The organism is Clavibacter michiganensis (genome assembly GCF_016907085.1).
Classification (GTDB): Bacteria; Actinomycetota; Actinomycetes; order Actinomycetales; family Microbacteriaceae; genus Clavibacter; species Clavibacter michiganensis_O.
In genome coordinates this window covers 1522457-1544102 of sequence record NZ_JAFBBJ010000001.1, presented here as the reverse complement: position 1 = coordinate 1544102, position 21646 = coordinate 1522457, and the positions used below count along the sequence as shown (strand labels likewise).

20 protein-coding genes are annotated in these 21646 nt (G+C 73.8%); 7 read left to right on the top strand and 13 right to left on the bottom strand.

The window, feature by feature from the left end; translation table 11 throughout:
• Positions 1-158 precede the first annotated feature (158 nt).
• The 10 genes from JOE38_RS07065 to JOE38_RS07020 all read right to left on the bottom strand — a co-directional run bounded on the left by JOE38_RS07065 (position 159) and on the right by JOE38_RS07020 (position 11844).
• Positions 159-1058: an amino acid kinase family protein gene (locus tag JOE38_RS07065; RefSeq protein ID WP_204575496.1), complete on the bottom strand. Its 900-nt coding sequence runs from the start codon at positions 1056-1058 to the stop codon at positions 159-161.
• A complete protein-coding gene (locus JOE38_RS07060; protein WP_204575495.1) occupies positions 1055-2215 on the bottom strand; it encodes a nucleotidyltransferase family protein in 1161 nt (386 codons plus the stop codon). The genes JOE38_RS07065 and JOE38_RS07060 overlap by 4 nt, the downstream gene beginning before the upstream one ends.
• 89 nt (positions 2216-2304) lie before the next feature.
• On the bottom strand, positions 2305-3402 hold the full coding sequence (locus JOE38_RS07055) for an iron-containing alcohol dehydrogenase (RefSeq protein ID WP_204575494.1): 1098 nt from the start codon (positions 3400-3402) through the stop codon (positions 2305-2307).
• On the bottom strand, positions 3392-4561 hold the full coding sequence (gene pgk / locus JOE38_RS07050; protein ID WP_204575493.1) for a phosphoglycerate kinase: 1170 nt from the start codon (positions 4559-4561) through the stop codon (positions 3392-3394). The genes JOE38_RS07055 and pgk overlap by 11 nt, the downstream gene beginning before the upstream one ends.
• 11 nt (positions 4562-4572) lie before the next feature.
• Positions 4573-5649 carry an N-acetyl-gamma-glutamyl-phosphate reductase gene (argC, locus tag JOE38_RS07045; protein ID WP_204575492.1) on the bottom strand — a complete coding sequence of 359 codons (1077 nt, stop codon included), beginning with the start codon at positions 5647-5649 and terminating at the stop codon, positions 4573-4575.
• On the bottom strand, positions 5646-6680 hold the full coding sequence (locus JOE38_RS07040; RefSeq protein WP_204575491.1) for a zinc-dependent alcohol dehydrogenase: 1035 nt from the start codon (positions 6678-6680) through the stop codon (positions 5646-5648). The genes argC and JOE38_RS07040 overlap by 4 nt, the downstream gene beginning before the upstream one ends.
• On the bottom strand, positions 6677-7663 hold the full coding sequence (locus tag JOE38_RS07035) for an NAD(P)-dependent oxidoreductase (RefSeq protein ID WP_204575490.1): 987 nt from the start codon (positions 7661-7663) through the stop codon (positions 6677-6679). The genes JOE38_RS07040 and JOE38_RS07035 overlap by 4 nt, the downstream gene beginning before the upstream one ends.
• Positions 7664-7721: 58 nt before the next feature.
• Positions 7722-8585, bottom strand: a complete 864-nt coding sequence (locus tag JOE38_RS07030) for an isocitrate lyase/phosphoenolpyruvate mutase family protein (protein ID WP_204575489.1) — start codon at positions 8583-8585, stop codon at positions 7722-7724.
• Positions 8586-8605: 20 nt separating this feature from the next.
• Positions 8606-10762: an FAD/NAD(P)-binding protein gene (locus JOE38_RS07025; RefSeq protein ID WP_204575488.1), complete on the bottom strand. Its 2157-nt coding sequence runs from the start codon at positions 10760-10762 to the stop codon at positions 8606-8608.
• Positions 10759-11844 carry a pyridoxal-phosphate-dependent aminotransferase family protein gene (locus tag JOE38_RS07020; protein WP_204575487.1) on the bottom strand — a complete coding sequence of 362 codons (1086 nt, stop codon included), beginning with the start codon at positions 11842-11844 and terminating at the stop codon, positions 10759-10761. Before JOE38_RS07020 ends, JOE38_RS07025 begins: the two co-directional genes overlap by 4 nt.
• A gap of 538 nt (positions 11845-12382) precedes the next feature.
• Between JOE38_RS07020 and JOE38_RS07015 the strand changes: the two genes are divergently transcribed.
• The 6 genes from JOE38_RS07015 (at position 12383) to JOE38_RS06990 (ending at position 18972) form a co-directional block, all read left to right on the top strand.
• Positions 12383-13534, top strand: a complete 1152-nt coding sequence (locus JOE38_RS07015; RefSeq protein WP_204575486.1) for a bifunctional 2-methylcitrate synthase/citrate synthase — start codon at positions 12383-12385, stop codon at positions 13532-13534.
• 74 nt (positions 13535-13608) lie between these two features.
• Positions 13609-15186 carry a methionine--tRNA ligase gene (gene metG, locus JOE38_RS07010; protein ID WP_204575485.1) on the top strand — a complete coding sequence of 526 codons (1578 nt, stop codon included), beginning with the start codon at positions 13609-13611 and terminating at the stop codon, positions 15184-15186.
• Positions 15187-15258: 72 nt separating this feature from the next.
• The gene (locus JOE38_RS07005) at positions 15259-16209 is read left to right on the top strand and encodes a TatD family hydrolase (RefSeq protein ID WP_045528950.1); all 951 of its coding nucleotides are present in this window, start codon (positions 15259-15261) and stop codon (positions 16207-16209) included.
• On the top strand, positions 16206-17117 hold the full coding sequence (gene rsmA / locus JOE38_RS07000) for a 16S rRNA (adenine(1518)-N(6)/adenine(1519)-N(6))-dimethyltransferase RsmA (protein WP_204575484.1): 912 nt from the start codon (positions 16206-16208) through the stop codon (positions 17115-17117). The genes JOE38_RS07005 and rsmA overlap by 4 nt, the downstream gene beginning before the upstream one ends.
• A gap of 10 nt (positions 17118-17127) precedes the next feature.
• The gene (locus tag JOE38_RS06995; RefSeq protein ID WP_204575483.1) at positions 17128-18066 is read left to right on the top strand and encodes a 4-(cytidine 5'-diphospho)-2-C-methyl-D-erythritol kinase; all 939 of its coding nucleotides are present in this window, start codon (positions 17128-17130) and stop codon (positions 18064-18066) included.
• Positions 18067-18084: 18 nt separating this feature from the next.
• On the top strand, positions 18085-18972 hold the full coding sequence (locus tag JOE38_RS06990; protein ID WP_204575482.1) for a DMT family transporter: 888 nt from the start codon (positions 18085-18087) through the stop codon (positions 18970-18972).
• Here the strand turns inward: JOE38_RS06990 and JOE38_RS06985 are convergent.
• Genes JOE38_RS06985 through JOE38_RS06975 form a run of 3 tightly spaced genes read right to left on the bottom strand, consistent with a single transcriptional unit; the run spans position 18969 to position 20687 of the window.
• Positions 18969-19388 (bottom strand): hypothetical protein, encoded by a 420-nt coding sequence (locus JOE38_RS06985; protein WP_204575481.1) that lies wholly within the window; start codon positions 19386-19388, stop codon positions 18969-18971. The genes JOE38_RS06990 and JOE38_RS06985 overlap by 4 nt on opposite strands.
• A gap of 55 nt (positions 19389-19443) precedes the next feature.
• The gene (locus JOE38_RS06980) at positions 19444-20148 is read right to left on the bottom strand and encodes an HAD family hydrolase (RefSeq protein ID WP_204575480.1); all 705 of its coding nucleotides are present in this window, start codon (positions 20146-20148) and stop codon (positions 19444-19446) included.
• 38 nt (positions 20149-20186) lie between these two features.
• The gene (locus tag JOE38_RS06975; protein ID WP_204575479.1) at positions 20187-20687 is read right to left on the bottom strand and encodes a CGNR zinc finger domain-containing protein; all 501 of its coding nucleotides are present in this window, start codon (positions 20685-20687) and stop codon (positions 20187-20189) included.
• An 87-nt stretch (positions 20688-20774) separates the two neighbouring features.
• Between JOE38_RS06975 and JOE38_RS06970 the strand changes: the two genes are divergently transcribed.
• Complete coding sequence (locus JOE38_RS06970) at positions 20775-21635, top strand: alpha/beta fold hydrolase (RefSeq protein WP_204575478.1); 861 nt, start codon at positions 20775-20777, stop codon at positions 21633-21635.
• Positions 21636-21646: the final 11 nt, after the last annotated feature.

The following is a 21646-nucleotide window of genomic DNA, read 5'->3' as shown; positions in this document are numbered from 1 at the left end:
CGCGGGCATCCTCTGGTCGGGCGGTGCCGGGGCGCGTCTCCGCACCCGGCGTCATCGGCTGGCTGGCAGTGGTCACGTGGTGTTCCTCCGTGTTCTGTCGCGTCGATCCGACGCGGGGTACGTGCTCTCGTGGCGCGCGGTGCGCGCGTCCGCTGGCCTCATCCGGTTCCCGGATCGGGGCCGGGCGACGCTCGCCGCGGGTCGTGGCGGGAGACCGCGGTGAACGGCATCCCGCTCGGCCAGTCCGCGACCTCGGCGCCCGCCCACGCCCCCAGCCCGGAGCAGCGCGAGCCGTTGAGGATGAACCCCTCGGCACCGCGACGCGCGAACCCCGCGAGCGAGCGGAGCTTGCCGGCCATCCCGCCGCTGGTGTCCGTCGCGACCACGCTCGTGCGGAGCGCGAATGCGGTCGCGTCCTCGGGGGTCATGTGCGCCACGACCGGACGCCGATCCGCGTGCGGGTCCGCGTCCGGGTCCGCGTCTGCGTCGGGGTCCGCGTCCGCGTCCGCGTCGGCGAGGTAGCCGTCGACGTCGGTGAGCAGGAGCACCCGCCATGGACCCTCGAGCGCGTCGATCACCGCCATCGGCACGGCGTCGCTGCCGAGGATGCGCACCCCGCCGCCCGGCGCCAGGACCGCGTCCCCCGAGAGCACGGGGAGCACCCCGCCCGCCAGGCAGCGACGCAGGACGTGGCCGTCGGCATGGACGCCGCCCGGGCGCGCGTCGTCGAAGGCGCACCACGCGGACGGCTGGAGCGACATCGCATCCACCCCGCGGGCCCGGAACGCCTCCGTCCACGCCCAGCGCACGCGGGAGGTCGCCTCGGTCAGCCGCCATGCGGCCCACGCATCACCGGCGTCGATCCCGCGGACGGCGCCGTGCCCGATGGAGCCGCCGCCCGCGACGAACACGACGCGACCCGGATGGCGGCGGTGCAGGTCCGCGACGATCCGCGCGTACCGGGCGACGGCGCCCAGGTCGAGGTCGTCGTCGGTCTGCTTCGTGGAGACCAGGCTGCCGCCGACCTTGACGACGATGGTCCTCGTGGGGGGGGTCATGCGCCGCCCCCGATGCTGTCGGGACGGCCCGCGCTCGCCGGCGCGACGGGCGCCGCGGCGAACAGGCGCTCGGGGAAGGGGGCGGTCCACGTCGCGTCCACGCCGTCGGCGGTGCGGTATCCGTCCAGGTGCGAGGTGTCGTCCGGTCGCGTCGCGTCGAGCACGTGCCGCGGCACGCTCCCCGGCTGGAACGCGTCCGCGAGATGGAGCGCGTGGTGGATGATCCGGCGTCGTCGCGTCTCCCCCGTGCGCTCGAGGACGTCGCCCCACCCGGCGTCGTCGAGCGCGGCGGCGCTGGCGGCGACGTCGAGGAACTTGCCGATGTGCATCGCGACCCCGGGGGCGACGAACGGCGGTCGGGTCGCCTCCGCGTGCAGGTGCACGCACAGGTCGAGGAGCTCGTCGGCGGGATCGAGACGGGGCAGCCGGCGGCCGTCGACGACGCTCGGCCGCGACCTGCTCAGCATCTCGGTCGTGCTGGCCTCCTCGTCCGGATCGTCCGCGAACACGGCGTGCGCGAGATCGATGCGGATCACGGGGAGGTCGGGCCGCTGGCCCGACCGGAGGTACGGGAGCGCGTCCGCGGTCTCCGCGGGACCCGGGGCCGGCGGGGAGGGGACGAGGCGATCCCCCTCCCAGGCGATCGTCCCCCGGGCGTAGCCCAGCTCGCGCAGGGCGGCGTCGGCCGCGCCCGCGTCGCCGCGCGCGACGAGGAGGTCGATGTCGGTGACGCGGCGGGCGCCGACGTCGCCGTAGATCGACGCCGCGACGGCGAGCCCCTTCTGCAGGGCGTGCGCGATGCCGCGCCGCTCGAGCTCGCGCGTCACGGCCTCCGCCTCGCCCGCGAGGGCGCGGTTGCGTTCCCGGTTCCCCACGAGGACCGCGGGGTGGACCCACGCGAAGGGGAAGCCCTGCATGCCGTCGGCGGTGTCGCCGCGACTCAGGTGGTGCTCGACGAGGTGGCGCCCGACGAGGGGCAGGAGGTGGTGCTGCGCGGCGCGCTCCAGGAACACCGCCCACCGCACGGAGCCGCCCCGGATGAGGCGCATGGCCTCGTCGACGTCCGTCGGATCGAGGCGGACCCGCGACAGCCGCAGGAGCAGGCGTCCTTCCGGATCCATGCCGCTCGGCTCGGCCCGCTCGTCGTGCGGTTCCATGGTGGTCGGCCTCTCCGTCGTGGTGTCGGGCCGCGGGTCCCCGTGGTCCGTGGCGCGGCCGGGGCGGACGCGGCGCGCGCGTCGGTCCGTCACCAGGACCGCCGCAGGATCGCGAGCATCGCGTCCGGGCCGCCGTGGGCGCCCGGGTCGTTCTCGACGCTGCCGGTGACCGCGGCGACCAGGCGCGGCAGGTCGCCAGCGGACACCCCGGTGTCGCGGAGCCTCAGCCGCAGATCGAGGCCGTCGAGCAGCCGCGCGACGGTCGCCGCCGTCGCTCCCGCGCCGCCGAGGACGTCGTCGGTCCGGCCGAGCGCATCGGGGGCGAGCTCGCCGAGGTGCTGGATCCACGCCGGGTACAGCACCGCGAGGCCGGCTCCGTGCGGCAGCTCGATCCCCACCGCGCCCATCGCCTGCTGGAGGCGGTGCGGGAACCCGGTGCTCGCCGTGGCGACGCTGAGCCCGCCGAACAGGGCCGCCTCCGCCAGGCGGTGGCGGTCCCGCCGCTCCGGGCTCCGGTCGAGCTCGGCGGACATCCGCCGCAGGGCCGTGGTGGCGAAGACGTCGGACACGGGGCTGCGACGGCGCGCGACGAGCCCCTCGATCCCGTGGGCCACCGCGTCGAAGCCGGTGGCGGCCGCCGTGCGGTCGTCGACGCCCGCGAGCAGCTCCGGATCGACGAGCGCGATGGCCGGCCGCACCGCCTCGCCGCGGATCGCGACCTTGCCGCCGCCGTGGTCGTCGCCGAGGAGCGCGCCGGTGGTGACCTCGGCGCCGCTCCCGGCGGTGGTCGGCACGGCGATCACGGGGATCCGCCGCTCGACGGCCGCGCCGACCAGGCTCGCCACGCCGCCACCGCCCGCGGCGACGCCGCACGCCTTCGCGACGTCGAGCACGCTGCCGCCGCCGATCCCGATGATCACGTCGGCGCGGGCGTCCTCGATGACGCGCAGCACGCTCTCCGCGTCGCGCACCCGCGGTTCCGGCGGCACGATGTCCGCCACCGTCACGTCGACCGCCGCGCGCCGGAGGCTCGCGACGGCCCGGGCCGTCACCCCGGATCGGCGCATCGCGTGCCGGCCGGTGACCAGCACGGCGCGCGTGCCGAGCCCCGCCGCCAGCGCGCCGACCTCGTCGAGGCCGCCGTCGCCGAGCACGATCCTCGTGTCCAACCGGATGTCAGAGAGCATGGGTCCTCCTCGTCGGGGGGAGCGGGCGGCGGGTCCGGAGCGCGTCCAGCGCGGCGGCCGATCCGGTGGCGATCAGCGCGAGGGCCGAGCCGCCGCCGGACGACCGGCGTGCGACGGCCGCGGGGAGGTCGTGCACGGTGTCGCCGCCGAGCAGCAGGGCGGTGGCGCGGGGATCGCCGCAGCACCGCTCCACCGCGCGGGCCGCGCGGCGATGCCCCTCGTGCGCGGCGCTCGGGGTGCCCGCGACCAGCACGCGCGTCGGCGCATCGAGCGGTCCGAGCGCGGCGGTCGCGAACTCGAGGTCGACGATGCGCTCGCCGGTCCGCACGGGGTCGCCGACCGCGATCCGCCGCACCTCCCCGTCGGCGCCGGCGACGATCAGCCGCGCGGGCAGCACGAGCCGGTGGGAGGACGGGCCCGTGAGCACGGACCGGGCGGCGGCCAGCGCGCGGGCCGGTCGTTCCCCCAGCGAGGAGTCGCCGACGTCCATGCCCGCGGCACGGAGGACGGCGTTGAGCACGGTGCCCGCGGGGATCACTCGCTCGTAGTGGCGCGCGAGGTGCGGCAGGCCGATCTCGGCCTTCTCGGCCTTGACGCCGCCGATCACGGCGAGCGAGCGACCCTCCGGCCGGGTCCAGCCGTCGAGCTCCGCGACCGCCCGCTCGACGGACGACGCCAGGTAGGCGGGCAGGTGCCGGAGGATCGCGTCGTTGGACGCGTGCGCCCGGTGCAGCTTCGAGAAGCCGCCGAGGACGAGCGCGTCCCCGAGCCGGGCGAAGGCGCGCCCGAGCGCGGGATCGTCCCGTTCCTCCCCGGCGTGATGGCGCGTGTTCCCGAACACGACCACCTCGCCCGGGCGCATCGCGCCCGCGCGCCTCCGCGCCGTGGGCGACGCGTTCTCCGGGAAGTAGTCCACGCGGCGTCCGAGGCGCGACCCCAGGTACCGGGCGACGTGGCCCAGGTGCGTCGCGGATCCGTCGCCGTGCTTCCCCTGGTGGCTGAGCACCGCGACGCGCGCCCCGCGCCCGGCCAGCATGGCCAGGTCGTCGAGCTCCTCGTCGATGCGCTCGGTGCTCGAGAGGCGCGCGTCGACGTTGAAGCCCGCCGAGAAGACCCACCTGTCCCCGGCCCGGATGCGCGCCGTGCGGATCGACGCCACCCCGCGCACGCTCAGAACCCCCGCATCGTGAGCCCGGCCCGCTCCGGCAGCCGCAGGGACACGTTCATGTTCTGGATGGCCGAGCCCGCGGCGCCCTTGACGAGGTTGTCGGTGACGCCCACGAGCCGCACCACTCCCGACGCGCGGTCGACGTCGGCCCCGAGGAAGCACCGGTTGGTGCCCACCACGTGCCGGAGGTTCGGGTGGATGTCGTACTGCTTGGCGTTCCTCACCGCGTCGTGCGGGCGCCGGTTGACGTGCACGAACGCGGCGTCGCGCTCCCGGTAGAACGCGTCGAGGCACTCGAGCACGTCGTCGCGGGTCGCGCCGTCCCGCAGCACCGCGCTCGCCTGCAGGTGGATCCCGCGGGGGAAGTCCCCGTGCGCGGTGGCGAGGTCGATGTCCGGGGAGGAGCCGACGATCCGCGTGATCGCCTCGTGGATCTCCGGCGCGTGCCGGTGCCCGTCGAGGTCGTACGGCAGCAGCGCTCCCGACAGCTCGGTCACGGACAGCGGACGCCGCGCCTCGATCCCGGCTCCGCTCGTGCCGTTCACCGCGAAAACCGCCACCCGCTGGGCGGTGTCGACGAGCCCCGCGGCGTGGAGCGGCGTGAGGGCCAGGAGCGCGGTGAGCGCGTAGCAGCCGGGGTTGGCGATGAGGTCGGCGTCGCGGATCCGGTCGCGGAGCACCTCGGTGAACCCGTAGACCGCGCGCGGCAGGAGGTCCGGCGCGGCGTGCGGCTTCCCGTGCGCCGCCTCGAAGGACCGCGCGGTCGCGAAGCGGAAGTCGGCGCTGAGGTCCACGACCCGCACGCCGGCGTCGAGCAGCGCGGGCGCCAGGCGCATGGCCTCGCCCGTGGGGGTGCAGAGGAACGCCACGTCGAGCTCGTCCCGGTGCTCGAGGAGCTCCTCGACGCGGAGGGAGCGCAGGCCGCTGCCGTCGAGGGCCGGGTTGGTCCGCTCGATGTCCGCCCCGCTCCGCGACGCCGCGCGGATCTGGCCGACGTGCGGGTGCTCCAGCAGCAGGCGGCAGAGCTCCGCGCCCGCGTATCCGGTCGCGCCGACGACGCCGACCACGAGGTCGTTCACGATGCGGTCCCCTCGATGATGATCTTGCCCAGGTCGCCGTCCCCGCGGTCCATGAGCGCGAACGCCTCCGGTGCCGCCGCGAGGGCGAACCGGTGGCTGATGAGGGTGGCGGGGTCGACGAGGCCGGCCTCCCACCACGCGATGACGGCGGCGACGTCGCGCGGGGTGCTGAGCGCGGATCCGCGGATGGCAATCTCCTTCGACACGGCCTCGTTGGCATGGAGCACCTGCGCGTCGGGGAAGTAGCTGACGACGATCACGGTGCCTCCCGGCCGCGCCAGCCGCACGGCGTCGTCGAGCACGCCCGGGTACGCGGTCGCGACGACCACCACGTCGTGCGCGACGACGTCCTCGTCCGACAGGTCACGGACGGCGGCGTCCCGGACGTCGACGAACGCGTCGCCCCCGGTGGCGACGAACCGGTCGCGCTTCCCGTCGCCGCGGTCGATCCCGCGGATGGACGCGGCACCCGCCGCCCGGGCGGCGATGACGCAGCCGAGCCCGATGGTCCCGCAGCCGATGACGCAGACGGATCGCCCGTCGAGCGCCGCCAGCGCCGCCGCGTGCGCGGAGATGGCCAGCGGCTCGATGAGCACCACGGCATCGCTCGGCATGCGCGGCGGCACCGCGCACACCATGGCCGCGCGGAGGACCACCTCCTCGGCGAGCGTGCCGCCGAGCCGGCCGGCGCTGAGGTTCTCGCGATCGGAGCACAGGTGCGGATCCCCGCGCCGGCAGGCCGCGCAGCGGAGGCAGGGGGCGTAGGCGAAGGTGGCGACGCGGTCGCCCGGTCGCACGTCGCGCACCCCGGGGCCCACCTCCGTGACGGTCCCGGCGAGCTCGTGCCCCAGCACGGCGGGCGGGCGCTTGTAGGGGTGGTGCCCCCGGTACGCGGCGAGGTCGGATCCGCAGATACCGGAGCTGATGACCCGCACGCGCACGTCGTCGGCGCCGAGCGCCTCCGGTGGCGCCGTCATGACCTGCACGTCGCGCTCCGCTCGGAGCACGGCGCTGGCGATGGCGGCGCTCATGCGACCCGTCCCTCCAGCGTCGCGTCGCCGCGCGCGACCTGGGCGAGGATCGACGACACGACCCGTCCCACCCGCTCCTGCGCCTCGGCGGTCATCCCGCCGATGTGCGGGGTGAGCACCACGTCGTCGAGCGCGGCGAGCGGGCTGGTCCCGCGGCCCTCGACCTCGTGCACGTCGGTGGCGGCTCCGGCGAGGCGACCGGACGCGAGCGCGTCCGCGAGCGCCCGTTCGTCGACGATGCCGCCGCGCGACACGTTCACGAGGTACGCCCCGGCGGGCATCCGCGCGAGGAACGCCGCGTCGACGACGCCCCGCGTGTCCGCGTCCAGGGGCAGCGCCAGGAAGAGCAGGCCGGCGCGTGCCGCCATCTCGTCGCGGGTGACCAGCTCGACGCCCTGCGCGGCGAGCTCCGCGCGCCGCGCCTCGCTCGGGGAGCCGACGGCGGCGATCACCCGTGCGCCCAGGGCCGACGCGATGGAGCCGATCCGGGACCCGATGGCCCCGAACCCGAGCACGCCGACGGTCGAGCCGGCGATCTCGGCCCCCATCAGCTCGTGCTTGCGCCAGCTGCCGGCGCGGAGCTGGCGGTCGGCGAGGGCCACGTGGCGCATGGTGCCGATCGCCAGGCCGACGGCCAGCTCGGCCACGGCGTTCGCGGATCCGCCGGGCACGGAGCAGACCGGAACGCCCTGCGCGGTCGCGGCGGCGAGGTCGATGTTGTCGAGGCCGGCCCCGGCCCGGATGATCGCCCGGAGCCCAGGCGCTGCGCGCATCATGTCGGCGGTCAGCGCGGCGCCGCTGCGGAGGACGATGACGTCCGCCTCCGCGAGATCCGCGGCCTCGGCCGGTCCGCTCGCGCCGTAGCGCTCCACGAACCGGCTGCCGGCCGGGGCGCTCGTGCGCACGACCGGGTGGACGGGATCCAGCAGCAGGATCGTGAGCTCCCGCTGCGTGCCGCCCGCGCGCGTGTCCGTGTCGGTCATGTGGTGCTCCATCTCGTTCGTCGTCGTGGGCGTCGGGCGTCCTCCGGGACGCGCCTCGTCAGGACCGGGTCAGCTCCTGCCACTGGCTGAGGTCCTGGATCTCGAAGACCTGCTGCACGGAGGCGATGTCGCTCTCGAGCGAGAGGCTGGATCCCTCCCGGAGGATGGTCGCGAACGTGCCCTCCATCGCGCGGACGGACGACCGGAGGCCCTGGTTGGCGTAGATGACGGCGGACGCGCCGGCCTCGCTGATGGCGTCGACCTGCCAGTCCGGGTACGTCGTCGGCACGATCACCACGGGCGCGGCGCCGTCCCACTGGCGGAGGAAGCTCTCGATCTCGCCGCGCTCGCTCGACTTGGAGTGGGCGAGCACGGCGTCGGCGCCGGCGGCGACGTAGGCGGCGCACCGCTCGAGCGCCTCGTCGACGCCGAGCCCCGCGATCATCGCCTCGGTGCGGGCGATGACGTAGAAGTCGTCGCTCGCCTGGGCGCTCTTGGCGGTGTCGATCTTGTCGGAGAACTCCTGCACCGTGAGCAGCGCGTGGTGCGCGTCGGCGAACGAGTTCATCTTCGGGTGGTGCTTGTCCTCGATCGCGACCGCCGTGATCCCGGCGCGCTCGTAGCGGTGCACCATGTGCGCGACGTTGAGGTTGTTCCCGTAGCCGGTGTCGCAGTCCGCGACGACGGGGATCCCGATGGCCGACTGGATGTTCTGGGCCGCCTCCAGGTACTCCGCCATGGACAGGAGGCTCGCGTCCGGCAGCGCGCGGGATGCGGAGACCTCGAAGCTCGACGACCAGACGGCGTCGAAGCCGGCGCTCTCGGCGAGCTTGCCGCCGAGGCCGTCGTGCACGCCCGCGATGCGGACGATGGGCTTCTCGGCCATGAGCCGCCGGAAGCTGGGATGTGAGTTGCTCTTCATGGGTGTCTGTCTCTTTCTTCTTACGCGGAGAGGAGTTCGTGCTCGAGGTGCTCGATCCAGGTGAGGATGTCCTGCATCAGGTGGTGGTTCTGCTGGGGGCGCAGGGCTCCCAGCTGGAAGAACATGACGCCCTCGCTGGGCGGCCCGAGGAACGTCAGCCGACGGTCGGCCTCGCCTGAGGCGGTGAGCGGATGGAAGTCCGGCGAGAGGTCGAGGCCACCCGGGCGGTAGGGCGTCCCGTCGGGGGAGGGGTTCTCCCACATGCGGACGAGGCCGCGATCGAGGAGGGACGCGTAGAGCGGGGACACGTCGGCCTCCGCGTCGAACGGGTGGACGCGCGCGTCCACCAGCACGTCGGCGGGGGAGCGGGCGCCGGTGCGCGGGCCGACGACCGTGAAGCCGTCGTCGTCGCCGAGGATGCGCCCGCCCGGTCCCGTGCTCATGTCGATGACGCCGGCGTGGATGAGGGCGAGCATCTTCTCCATCACCTCCAGCGCGGCGCCGTTCGCCAGGCGGTTGTGATGGCGCATGACGGACTCGACGAAGTCGCGGTGCGACTCCGCCGTCAGGCCCCCGAAGTCGACGGCGTGCTGGAGCACCGGGCGCAGGTCCCGCCAGACGCCGTCGGCCGCGGCCTTCGACGGGTTGAGCAGGTTGCCCTGGGCGGCGGCCAGGTGGTCCCGTTCCATGAAGTCGATCACCGCGGCCGTGTACCCGGCGGGGTCGGTGGCCGCCTCCTCGGGGACGGGCCGGATGGCGTCCTCCCAGGAGAAGCGGTGCTCGACCGGGTGGATGGGGTGCCGCCACGGGCTCGGCGCGCCGGCCAGGTAGGCGGCCCGGTTCGCCTCGGTGTCGTCGCGGGGGTCCTCCGGGCTCCCGCCGACGCCGTAGACGACCCGCAGGAACCGCTCGGCCGCCTCGTCCACGTCCCAGGGGACGTCGTCGGCCGCGGCGGGATCCCCGTCGAGCGACGCCTGGAGGGCCGCCGCGACGGATGCGGCCGCCTCGTCGATCGTGCGCCCGAGGGCCTCGGCCGTCTCGGGCCCGGGGGCCGCGAGGAACTGCCGGAACACCGGCTCCACCACCGAGCGGAGGTGCGCGGCGACGGTTGCGCCGTAGAGCGTCGCGTGATGGAGGTACGCCATCTCGAGCGTGACCAGCGGGAACAGGTGGGCCTGGAAGTCGAGCTGCCGGACGGTGCCGGTCCCGACGCGCACGGGGATCCCCGCCGACTCGCGGAGGGCGTCGACGGCGGTCTCGGAGAGGAACCGCCCCCGGTGCTCGTACCGCGGCAGGTCCACCTGCTTGGCGTTGAAGGGCCGCGCGAAGGTGAACAGACCGGCTCCCGACACCATCGCGATGCGCGCGGGCTCGCCGCCGCTCGGCCGGTACCGGAGCGATCCGTCCTCCTGGCGGGTGAAGGTGCCGCCGCGACCCTCCGAGAGGTACAGCGCGACGTCGATGGCCGTGAGGCCGGCGCCCGAGCAGGCGACGACGGATCCCGGGGGGACGGCGTCCGGCGTGAGGGTGGCCTCCAACGGGTAGGCGTAGCGCACGAACGTGCGGCCGGATGCGTCCGCTGCGGCGGCCCAGACGGCCTGTCGCGGGTACTTCTCGGGCTTGTTCACCGAGTGGCCGGTCACGAAGAGCACCTGGTCGGCGGCGATCCGGGCGCCCGAGGCGCAGCGCAGCTCCAGGCGTCGCCCGAGGTCGTCGATGTCGACCACCTCGTCCTCGTGCAGCTCCAGGTGCACGCCGGGGATCTCCCGGAGGTGCTGCACGTACCGGTCGAACTGCGCGGCGAGCGCCATGCCGTGCATGAACCGCTTCGGCCAGTCCTCCGCGCGCAGGTTGAACCGCTCGTCGCCCGTGCGCCGGTATTCCTGCTGGCACCACTCGTGCAATGTCGGGCGTTCCGATTCGCCGAGGAGATCACCCGCGCCGACGACGGTCTCGTCCGCCGCGAACGACACCTGGCCGACGATGCGATTCAGGAAGCTCGTCTGCGGCTGCCGCGCGCTGTGCACGGCGCCCGCACCGAATTCCCCGGTCTTCTCGAAGACGTGGATCTCCAGGTCGACGGCGACCGGATCGGCGCGCAGGAGGCTCACCAGCCTTTCCAGGACATATGTGCTGCTCGGACCGCCACCGACGATCGCGAGCGATCCGCGCTTCATGCGGGCACCACGGAGCGCAGCTCGACGAGCGATTCATCGAAGGCGTCCAGGAATCGCGTGAGGTCGGATTCGCGCAGCTGCCCCATTGTGGAGAGGCGGACGTATTCGCCCACCTTCTGCGGGACGCCGTAGATGGTGTATCCGCGCCGCTTCAACGCGTCGTGCAGCTCCTCGTAGGTGACGCCGTCGGGCAGGGCGACGTTGGTCACGCTCCTGGCCCGGTCGCGGGGCTCGAGCGCGATCCCGAGGCCGCGCTCGGCCATCCCGTCGCGGAGGATCCCGGCGAGCGACTCGTAGCGTGCGCCGCGGGCCGCGACGCCCTCCTCGAGCGCCATCGCGAGCGCGACGTCGAGCGCGTAGAGCACCTGCACGGCGGGCGTGAACAGCGGTGCGTCGTCCTCCTGGGCCAGGTGGTGGCGGTGCAGGTCGAGGTAGAGGGTGCGGGGCGGGTGGTCCGCGATCGCGTCCAGCGCCGCCCGTCGGGCGACCACGAAGCTGACCCCGGGGAGGCCCTCGACGCACTTGTTCGCGGTGCCGACGCACCAGTCGACGTGGTCGTCGACCACGCTCAGGTCCTCGGCGCCGAGGCTCGAGATCGCGTCCACGATCAGCGAGCGGCCGAGCGCGTGCACGATCTCGCCCACCCCGTGCAGCGGGTTCATCATTCCGGTGCTGGTCTCGTGGTGGATCATCGCGACGTGCGTCAGGTCCTCGTCCGTGACGAGGGCGTGGCGGACCGCGTCGAGCTCGATGCGCTCGCCCCAGCCGAACTCGAGGTGCGTGGAGGGGATGCCGTGCGCGGCGAGCACCTTGGCGATCCGCTCGCCGTAGTTGCCGTTGTCGAGCACGAGGACCCGCTTGCCGGGAGGCACGACGCTGGTCAGCGTCGCCTCGAGCGCGGCCGTCCCGGATCCCGTGACGACGACGCTCGTGAAGCGGGAATCGCCTCCCGCGAGCCGGGTGGCGGAGGCGCGGACGTTGCGCAGGAGGTCGGCGACCTCGACCTCGCGGTGGCAGGCGTCCGGATAGGACATGGCCTCGCGGACGGCCGGATGCACGTTCACGGGGCCGGGATTGAGCAATACGGATCTGCTCGGTGGGGGTACGGCGGGCATGGCATTCCTCCATGTGTCGTGCGGTGCTCGAGAGAATGCGGCGAAATGGCTGCCGCGACGGGGTCGGATGCGATATCCGGCGTGGAGGTGGACGCACGGGGGCGTCCTCGCGCACTGACGAGCGCGAAACGGGGACGGGCGACGAGAAGCGCATTCCGCTTTTCGTGGGGAGCGTCACCGGGGACTCGTTAAGGAATATGCCTCCGACTGGACCAAGTCAAGACACCGTCGCCCCGTTGCTCTCTGCGCGAACGTGTGCTAATGCTCGGCGCGCATTTGCGGGCAGGCTGGGATCCCGGCATTTCTTTGGTCAGGAAATCAGGACCCGTGGCTATTTCGGATGAAGCGGAAATTAGGCCGCCGTGATTCGCGGCCCCACGTCTCCGCCCGGGTGGCTCCGGGCGCCGCGCCGCGCCGCCGCCCGCCCCTGGCCGGGCACGCGCCGCCCCGATACGCTGACGACGCACCCTCCGTGGGCATCCGAGCCGCTCGGGAGCGGTGCGGCATGACGCGAAGGAGCACCATGACCGACATCCGCAAGGGCCTCGCCGGGGTCGTCGTCGACACGACCCGCATCAGCAAGGTCGAGCCGGCCACCAACTCCCTCCTCTACCGCGGGTACCCCGTTCAGGAGCTCGCCGCGCACTGCTCCTTCGAGCAGGTCGCGTACCTCCTCTGGCACGGCGAGCTGCCCACCGACGAGGAGCTCGCGCACTTCGAGAACCAGGAGCGCGCCGAGCGACGGCCGTCCGACGCGGTGCTGCGAATCATCGACGCCCTGCCCGTCGACGCCCACCCGATGGACGTCCTGCGCACCGCCGTCAGCGCGATCGGCGCCGCGGATCCGGCCCCGGACGACCACTCGGCCGACGCCGACCTCGAGCGCTCCGTGCGGCTGCTCGCGCAGATCCCCGTGCTCATCGCCCACGACCAGCGCCGCCGCCGGGGCCTCGCCCCGGTCGAGCCGCGCGACGACCTCGGCCTCGCCGAGAACCTGCTCCTCATGGTGCACGGCGACCGGCCCACCGAGGCCGACGCGAAGGCCATGGAGGTGTCGCTGATCCTCTACGCCGAGCACTCCTTCAACGCCTCCACGTTCACGGCCCGCGTCATCACCTCGACCCTCGCCGACCTGCACTCCGCCGTCACGGGCGCGATCGGCGCGCTCAAGGGCCCGCTGCACGGCGGCGCCAACGAGGCCGTGCTCGAGACGCTCGACGAGATCGGCGACGCATCGCGCGTGGAGACCTGGCTCGACGAGGCGCTCGCCGCGAAGCGCAAGGTCATGGGCTTCGGGCACCGTGTCTACCGCGCGGGCGACTCGCGCGTGCCCACCATGAAGCAGGCGCTCGACGACCTCGTCGCCGTGCGCGTGGCCGGCGGCGGCGAGGCCGGGGAGTCCGCCCGCCGCACCATGGAGCTGTACGACGCGCTCGAGCGCGGCATGGCCGAGCGCACGGGGATCCTGCCGAACCTCGACTACCCGTCGGGCCCCGCCTACGCGCTCCTCGGCTTCGAGACCCGCGCCTTCACGCCGCTGTTCGTCGCCGCGCGCGTGGTCGGCTGGACCGCGCACGTCGTCGAGCAGCGGGCCGCGAACTCGCTGATCCGGCCGCTGTCGGAGTACGACGGACCGGCCGAGCGCCACCTGTACTGATCGCCGCCGGAGCCGCCCCGCGGGCCCCGGTCACACGGCCGGGAGCGCTCCCGCCGATCGTTAGGATGGAGCCCATGTCCCGCGGCGAGCCCTTCTACATCACCACGCCGATCTTCTACGTGAACGACGTCCCGCACATCGGGCACGCGTACACCGAGGTCGCCGCCGACGTGCTCGCCCGCTGGCACCGCCAGCGCGGCGACGACACCTGGTTCCTCACGGGCACGGACGAGCACGGGCAGAAGATCCTCCGCACCGCGACGGCGCACGAGACCACGCCGCAGGCCTGGGCCGACCGCCTCGTCACCGAGAGCTGGCAGCCGCTGCTGGAGGCCGTCGACATCTCCAACGACGACTTCATCCGCACCACGGACGCCCGCCACGAGGAGAGCGTCAAGATCTTCCTGCAGCGCCTCCACGACGCCGGGTTCATCTACACGGGCGAGTACAAGGGCTACTACTGCGTCGGCTGCGAGGAGTACAAGCAGCCGTCCGACCTCCTCGAGGGCACGGGTCCGTTCGAGGGCCAGCTCGTCTGCGCCATCCACTCCAAGCCGGTCGAGCTGCTGGAGGAGAAGAACTACTTCTTCCGCATGAGCGACTTCGGCGAGCGGCTCCTCGCGTTCTACGAGGAGCGCCCCGACTTCATCCAGCCGGAGAGCGCCCGCAACGAGATCCTGTCGTTCGTGCGCCGGGGCCTCGAGGACCTCTCCATCTCGCGGTCCAGCTTCGACTGGGGCATCCCGATCCCGTGGGACGAGAGCCACGTCGTCTACGTGTGGTTCGAGGCGCTCATGAACTACGTCACCGCCATCGGCTACGGCGTGGACGACGAGCGGTTCCAGCGCCGCTGGCCCGCGACGCACCTGGTGGGAAAGGACATCCTCCGCTTCCACGCGGTCATCTGGCCGGCCATGCTCATGGCGCTCGGCGAGGAGCCGCCCCGCCGCGTCTTCGGCCACGGCTGGCTGCTCGTCGGCGGCGAGAAGATGTCGAAGTCGAAGCTCACGGGCATCGTGCCGCAGACCATCACCGACACCTTCGGCATCGACGCGTTCCGCTACTACTTCATGCGCGCCTTCGCCTTCGGGCAGGACGGATCCTTCAGCTGGGAGGACCTCAGCGCCCGCTACCAGGCCGAGCTCGCCAACGGCTTCGGCAACCTCTCCTCCCGCGTGATCGCCATGGTCGGCCGCTACTTCGACGGCCGGATCCCCGAGGCCAACGAGCTCACCGAGGCCGACGAGCGCGTGCTGTCCGTCGCACGCGCTGCCGCGTCCACCGCCGACGACGCCATCGAGCGGCTCGCGATCCACGAGTCGCTCGCCGCCGTGTGGACCCTGGTCGACGAGCTCAACGGCTACATCACGAGCCAGGAGCCCTGGGCCCTCGCCAAGAAGGACGAGGACCGCGCGCGCCTCGAGACCGTGCTGCACACCGCGGTCCGCGGCCTCGGCACGCTCGCCGTGCTGCTCGCGCCCGTGCTGCCCGGCGCCACCGCGAAGCTCTGGACCGCGCTCGGCGGCACCGGCACGGTCGGCCAGCAGCGCATCGACCTCGCCGACGAGTGGACCGGTTCCGGCACCGTCACCCCGCTCGAGGCGCCGCTGTTCCCGCGCATCGAGCAGGAGCCGGCGACCGCCTCCGCCTGACGCCCGCCGCCTGATCCTCGGGGTGCCGCGCCCCGCCGGGCGGGGCACCCGGCCGTCGGTAGAGTGAGCGGGATGTCCGAATCCAGCTACGTGCGCCAGCGCGACACCTCCGCGGCCCACGGCCAGACGCGCGACCTCACGTACCCGCCGCTGCCCGAGGCGCTCACGGTGCCCGTCTACGACAACCACACGCACCTCGAGATCGCGGACGGCGAGTCGCCCATCGACTTCACCGAGCACCTCGACCGCGCGAGCTCCGTCGGCGTCCGCGGCGTGATCCAGGTCGGCGGCGACCTCGAGACGTCGCGCTGGTCCGCGGAGACCGCCGCGCACGAGCCGCGCATGCTCGCGGCCGTCGCGATCCACCCGAACGAGGCCCCGGCCTACGAGGAGGCGGGCACGCTCGACGACGCGCTCGCCGAGATCCACGAGCTCGCCGGACGCCCGCGCGTGCGCGCCGTCGGCGAGACCGGCCTCGACTTCTTCCGCACGGGCGAGGAGGGCCGCGCGGCCCAGCAGCGCTCGTTCGAGGAGCACATCCGCATCGCCAAGGAGCGCGGCATCGCCCTCCAGATCCACGACCGCGACGCGCACGACGAGGTCGTCGCCACCCTGCTGCGCGTCGGCGCCCCCGAGCGCACCGTCTTCCACTGCTTCTCCGGTGACGAGGACCTCGCCCGGATCTGCGCCGAGAACGGCTGGTACATGTCGTTCTCCGGCACGGTCACCTTCAAGAACGCGGGAGACCTGCGCGAGGCGCTCGCCTTCGCGCCGCGCTCGCTCCTGCTGGTGGAGACGGACGCGCCGTTCCTCACGCCCGTGCCGTTCCGCGGCCGGCCGAACGCGCCGTACCTCATCCCGCACACGCTCCGCGCGATGGCCGCGCACCTCGGCACCGACGTGTCGATGCTCGCCGCGCAGATCTCCTCCAACACCGAGCTCGTCTACGGGCGCTGGGACGACGAGCCCGTGACGTCGCCCGCGAAGGACCCCGCCGAGATCGACCCGGCGGGCCGCGCGTGAGCGACGAGGCGGCACCCGCCGCGCCCGCTCCCGCCGCGCCGACGCTCCTCGGCCCCGCCGAGATCCGCGACCTCGCCGAGCTGCTCGGCGTCGCGCCCACCAAGAAGCTCGGCCAGAACTTCGTCATCGACGCCAACACCGTGCGCCGCATCGTCCGGGTCGCGCGCGTCGAGGCCGGCACGCACGTGGTCGAGGTGGGGCCGGGCCTCGGATCCCTGACGCTCGGCCTCCTCGAGACCGGCGCGAGCGTCGTGGCGGTGGAGATCGACGGCCGGCTCGCCGAGCAGCTGCCCATCACGGTGCGCCTCTACCAGCCGGAGGCTGCGCTCACGGTCGTGCACGAGGACGCGCTCCGCGTCGCCGAGCTGCCCGGGGATCCCACCGCGCTCGTCGCGAACCTCCCGTACAACGTCTCCGTGCCCGTGCTGCTGCACCTGCTCGAGCACTTCCCGGCGATCCGCACGGGCGTGGTGATGGTGCAGGCCGAGGTCGGGCACCGCATCGCCGCGGCACCCGGATCCAAGGTCTACGGATCCCCGAGCGTCAAGGCCGCCTGGTACGGCGCGTGGCGCACGGCCGGCCAGGTCAGCCGCCAGGTGTTCTGGCCGGTGCCGAACGTCGACTCGGTGCTCGTCGCGTTCGAACGGCACGCGGAGCCGTTCGCCTCCGAGTCGCTGCGCGTCCGTACCTTCAAGATCGTCGACGCGGCCTTCCAGCAGCGCCGCAAGATGCTCCGCCAGGCGCTCGCCGAGCTGCTCGGCGGGAGCGAGGCCGCGTCCGCGCTCCTCGAGGCCGGAGGGGTCGCCCCCACTTCGCGGGGCGAGCAGCTGAGCGTGCACGACTACCTCCGCGTAGCCCATGCCTGGGCGGATCGCGAGGCGGACGGAGTGCCTCCCAGCCTCCGCTAGGTTGGAGCACATGACCTCCGCGGCCACCAGCTCCGACGTGGTGCACGCGCGGGCCCCGGGGAAGATCAACGTCTCCCTCACCGTCGGTGCGCTCCAGGAGGACGGGTACCACGACGTCGCCACCGCGTACCAGGCGGTGAGCCTCTACGAGGACGTGTGGGCGACGAAGGCCGACGGCTTCTCGGTCGAGTTCGGCGGATCCATCGACACCTCCCACCTCACCACCGGTGCCGACAACCTCGCCGTCCGCGCGGCCCGTCTCCTCGCCCGGAGCACCGGCTACCGCGGCGGCGTGCACCTGCGGATCGAGAAGAACGTCCCCATCGCGGGCGGCATGGGCGGCGGATCCGCGGACGCCGCGGCCACCCTCCTCGCCTGCGACACCCTGTGGGGCACCGAGCGCACGCGCGACCAGCTGCTCGCCCTGGGCGCGGAGCTCGGCGCCGACGTGCCGTTCGCGCTCGCCGGCGGCACCGCCATCGGCACCGGCCGCGGCGACCGGCTGAGCCCCGCGCTCGCCAAGGGCACGTTCCAGTGGGTGCTCGCCATCGCCGAGTTCGGCGTCTCCACGCCCGACGTCTACGGCGAGCTCGACAAGCACCGCGAGCGCCACGCGCAGGACATCTTCCCGGCGCAGCAGATCCCGCAGGTCGACTCGGGCGTGCTGCAGGCGCTGCGGGCGGGGGATCCGCACATGCTCGCCGAGGTCCTCCACAACGACCTCCAGGCGCCCGCCCTCCACCTCGCGCCCGGCCTCGGCGAGGTGCTGCAGCTCGGCGAGGAGAACGGCGCGCTCGCCGGCATCGTCTCGGGATCCGGCCCCACGGTCGCGTTCCTCGCCGCGGACCTCGACAGCGCGCTCGAGCTGCAGATCGCGCTGAGCGCCGCCCGCCTCACGGTCATCCGGGCGACCGGGCCCGTGCACGGCGCCCGCATCATCACGGGCTGACGCGGGCCGCTCCGCTCCATGCGCACGATGCTGCCCCGCGCCGTCCGGCCGTCCCGCCCCGAGTGGGCGCTCATCGGCATCACGGCGATTTGGGGCGGCACGTTCCTCGCGGTGCACGTCGCGATGGAGCACAGCGGGCCGCTCTTCTTCGTCGGGCTCCGATTCCTCGCGGCGGGGCTGATCAGCGTGGTCCTGTTCCGCCGGGTCCTCCGCGGGATGCGCCGGATCGACCTCGCGGCCGGCGCGGCGATCGGCGTCATGATCTTCCTCGGCTACGGCCTCCAGACGTACGGGCTGCAGACGATCCCGAGCAGCACGTCGGCCTTCATCACCGCGCTGTACGTGCCGCTCGTGCCCCTGCTGCAGTGGGCGGCGTTCCGGAAGCGACCGAGTGCGCTCGCCCTGGTGGGCGTGGCGCTCGCCTTCGTCGGGCTGCTCCTCGTAGCCGGTCCGCAGGAGGGGGTGGCGCTCGGCGCCGGGGAGGTGGCGACCCTCGTGAGCACGCTCCCGATCGCCGCCGAGATCATCCTCATCGGGCTGTTCGCCGGTCGCGTCGACGTCGGCCGGGTGACCGTCGTGCAGCTCCTCATCGCCGGGGCGCTCTCGCTCGCGTGCATGCCGCTGGCCGGGGAGGCGATCCCCGCCTTCTCGTGGGTGTGGCTCGTGGCGGCGGTGGCGCTCGGGGCGAGCAGCTGCCTCATCCAGCTCACGATGAACTGGGCGCAGCGCTCCGTCTCGCCGACCCGCGCCACGATCATCTACGCGGGCGAGCCGGTCTGGGCGGGCGTGGTCGGACGCGTGGCGGGGGAGCGGCTGCCCGCGCTCGCGATCCTCGGCGCGGCGCTCATTGTCGCGGGGACGGTCGTGAGCGAGCTGCGGCCGCGGCCGGCGCGGGAGCCCGTCTAGCGCACGGCTCCCGTCGCGCGGAGGTGGCGGATCAGGTCGGCGGGGTCGGCGCACATCGTCTCGAACGCCAGGTGGAGCGTCTCGGTGCGGTCCGGCGGGCCCACAGCGACGCAGGGCTTCCCGAGCCCGAAGGCGATGCCGGCCTCCATGTGCGCGGCAGCTCCTGCCGGGAGCACCAGCACGAACCGGTCGGCGGCACGGAGCGCGGCGAGGTCCTGCTCGAACAGCCTGCGGATCCCCGGGGCGTCGAGGTCGGCGTCGTCCGCGCCGCCCGGAACCGCGAAGGCGGCGGCCTCCGCGTCGTAGGAGGCCCGGATGAAGCAGGTGGACCGCGCGCCCACGCCGTCGAGCGCGTCGAGCACCTGGGCGATCGCCTCTCGATTGCGCCAGCTGCCGGCGACGAAGAAGGTGCTCACGGGGTGACGCTACTGCGGGCGACGGGGCTGGGGCGGCGGCGTGCGGCGATCTGTCTCATCGGGAGACAGGGAGGCCGTCGACGATACGCGCCGCAGCGTCGCCCAGCGTGAGCGCTGCGTCGTCGCCCGACGGGCGGTGGACGAGCATGGCCCGCATGCCGACCGCCCGCGCGCCCGCGACGTCGGCGACGGGGTGGTCGCCGACCATCCAGCTGTCCCTGGCTGCGCCCGTCATCCGCAGCGCGGCCTCGAACATGCGGGGATCCGGCTTCTCCATCCCGAGCGATGCGCTGGTGATGGTCCGAGTGACCGGGGGTGCGAACCCGAGCGCGCGCACGAGGTCCGGAAGCTCGGGGGCGTGGTTGCTGAGGATGACGCTCGGGAGCCCCGCACGCGAGACGGCGTCGAGGGCCTCGTGCGCGCCCGGGAGGATCCGCCACGCATCAGGCCGGTAGTAGACGCGTGGGACCTCGGCCATCACGCGCTCCGTGGTCGCCCCGTCGACGCCCGCCTCCCGGCACGCGCTCCCGAGGGCCGGGGATGCCTCCGCCCACCAGTCGGATGCGCGGGCGTGGAGGCCCATGCCGCCGGGGCCCCAGCGCGGGAAGCCGGTGCGAAGTACTCGGTCGAGGGCCTCCAGGTCCACCGCCTGCGTCGGGTTGACGGCGAGGATCGCCTCCTGGAGCACGCTCGGCCACATCCCGTCGCGGGCGGCGAGGGTGCCGTCGAAGTCCCAGAACACCATCAGCGCGTCGCTCATGCGCCCACCGTACGGGCGGGGAACGCGACCGCCGCGCGTCAGTCGCGCACGCGCTGCGCGTGCGCGCGGGCCTTCATCCGGTTGCCGCACGTCGCCATGGAGCACCACTTCGCGGTGCCGGGTCGGCTGTGGTCGACGAGGAAGAGCTCGCACTCGTGGTTGGCGCACGGACGGAGGCGACCGGGGAGCCGCGCCGAGACGGTCGACCAGGCGAGCACGGCGTCGACCGGGAGGCGGTCGTCGCGCGGCACGCGGAGCTCCCAGGTCACACCTTCGGCGGTGACGCGCGGCGTGCGCACGGCGCCGTCGACCACCGCGGCCAGCTCCGCGACGGCGGCGGGCGCGGCGTGTCCGCGGACGACGGCCTGGATCGCGTCGCGGGCGCGGCGCAGGCGCTCGAGCTCGGCGGCGGTGCCGGTGCCGCCCCACTCGCGGGCGAGCTCGCGGCCGGATGCGCCGGCGAGCCGGTCCTCGCGCCGACCGTCGACCACCGGCGCGCTGTTCAGCACGGCCAGCAGCAGCTCCTCGTCCGGGTCCACCGGCTCCTCGATCCTCCGCGCCCGGATGGCGCGATGGATCCATGCTACCGTCCGACTAACCACCAAAATAACTCAAAGGGGTTAGCCATGGTCACCGTCCACCACCGCACCGTCTCGATCGACGGCCTCGACGTCTTCTGGCGCGAGGCCGGACCCGCGGACGCGCCCGTGCTCCTGCTCCTGCACGGATACCCGTCGAGCTCGCACATGTTCCGCCACCTGATCCCCGCGCTCGCGGGCCGCTTCCGCGTCATCGCGCCGGACCTCGTCGGGTTCGGCCGGTCGTCGGCGCCGTCCGTCGACGACTTCGACTACACCTTCGCAGCCCTCGCGGACACGACCGGCCGCTTCCTCGCCGCCATCGGGGTGTCCCGCTACGCGATCTACGTGCAGGACTACGGCGCCCCCGTCGGCTGGCGCCTGGCGCTCGCCGACCCGTCCCCCGTCACGGGCGTCATCACGCAGAACGGCAACGCCTACGAGGAGGGCTTCGTGCCGTCGTTCTGGGATCCGATCTGGGCCGACGCCGCCGAGCGCACCCAGGTGACACGCGAGGCCCTCCGCCCCGCCCTCGGCCGCGAGGCCGTCGAGTGGCAGTACACGCACGGCGTGGCGGATCCGTCGGTCGTGGATCCGGACGCCTGGGAGCACGACCTCGCGCTCCTCGCCCGTTCGGGCCAGGACGACGTGCAGCTCGCGCTCTTCCGCGACTACGCCACCAACCGGGAGCTCTACCCGGCGGTGCACGCCTGGCTCCGCGAGTCCCGGGTGCCCGTGCTCGCGATCTGGGGACGGAACGACGAGATCTTCGCCGCGGCCGGCGCCGAGGCCTTCCGTCGCGATGCCCCGCACGCGCGGATCGAGCTCGTCGACGGCGGCCACTTCCTGCTCGAGTCGCACCTCGACCGCGTCGTCACGGCGATCGGGGAGTGGCAGCCCGGAGCGTGAGGTGGCGCAGG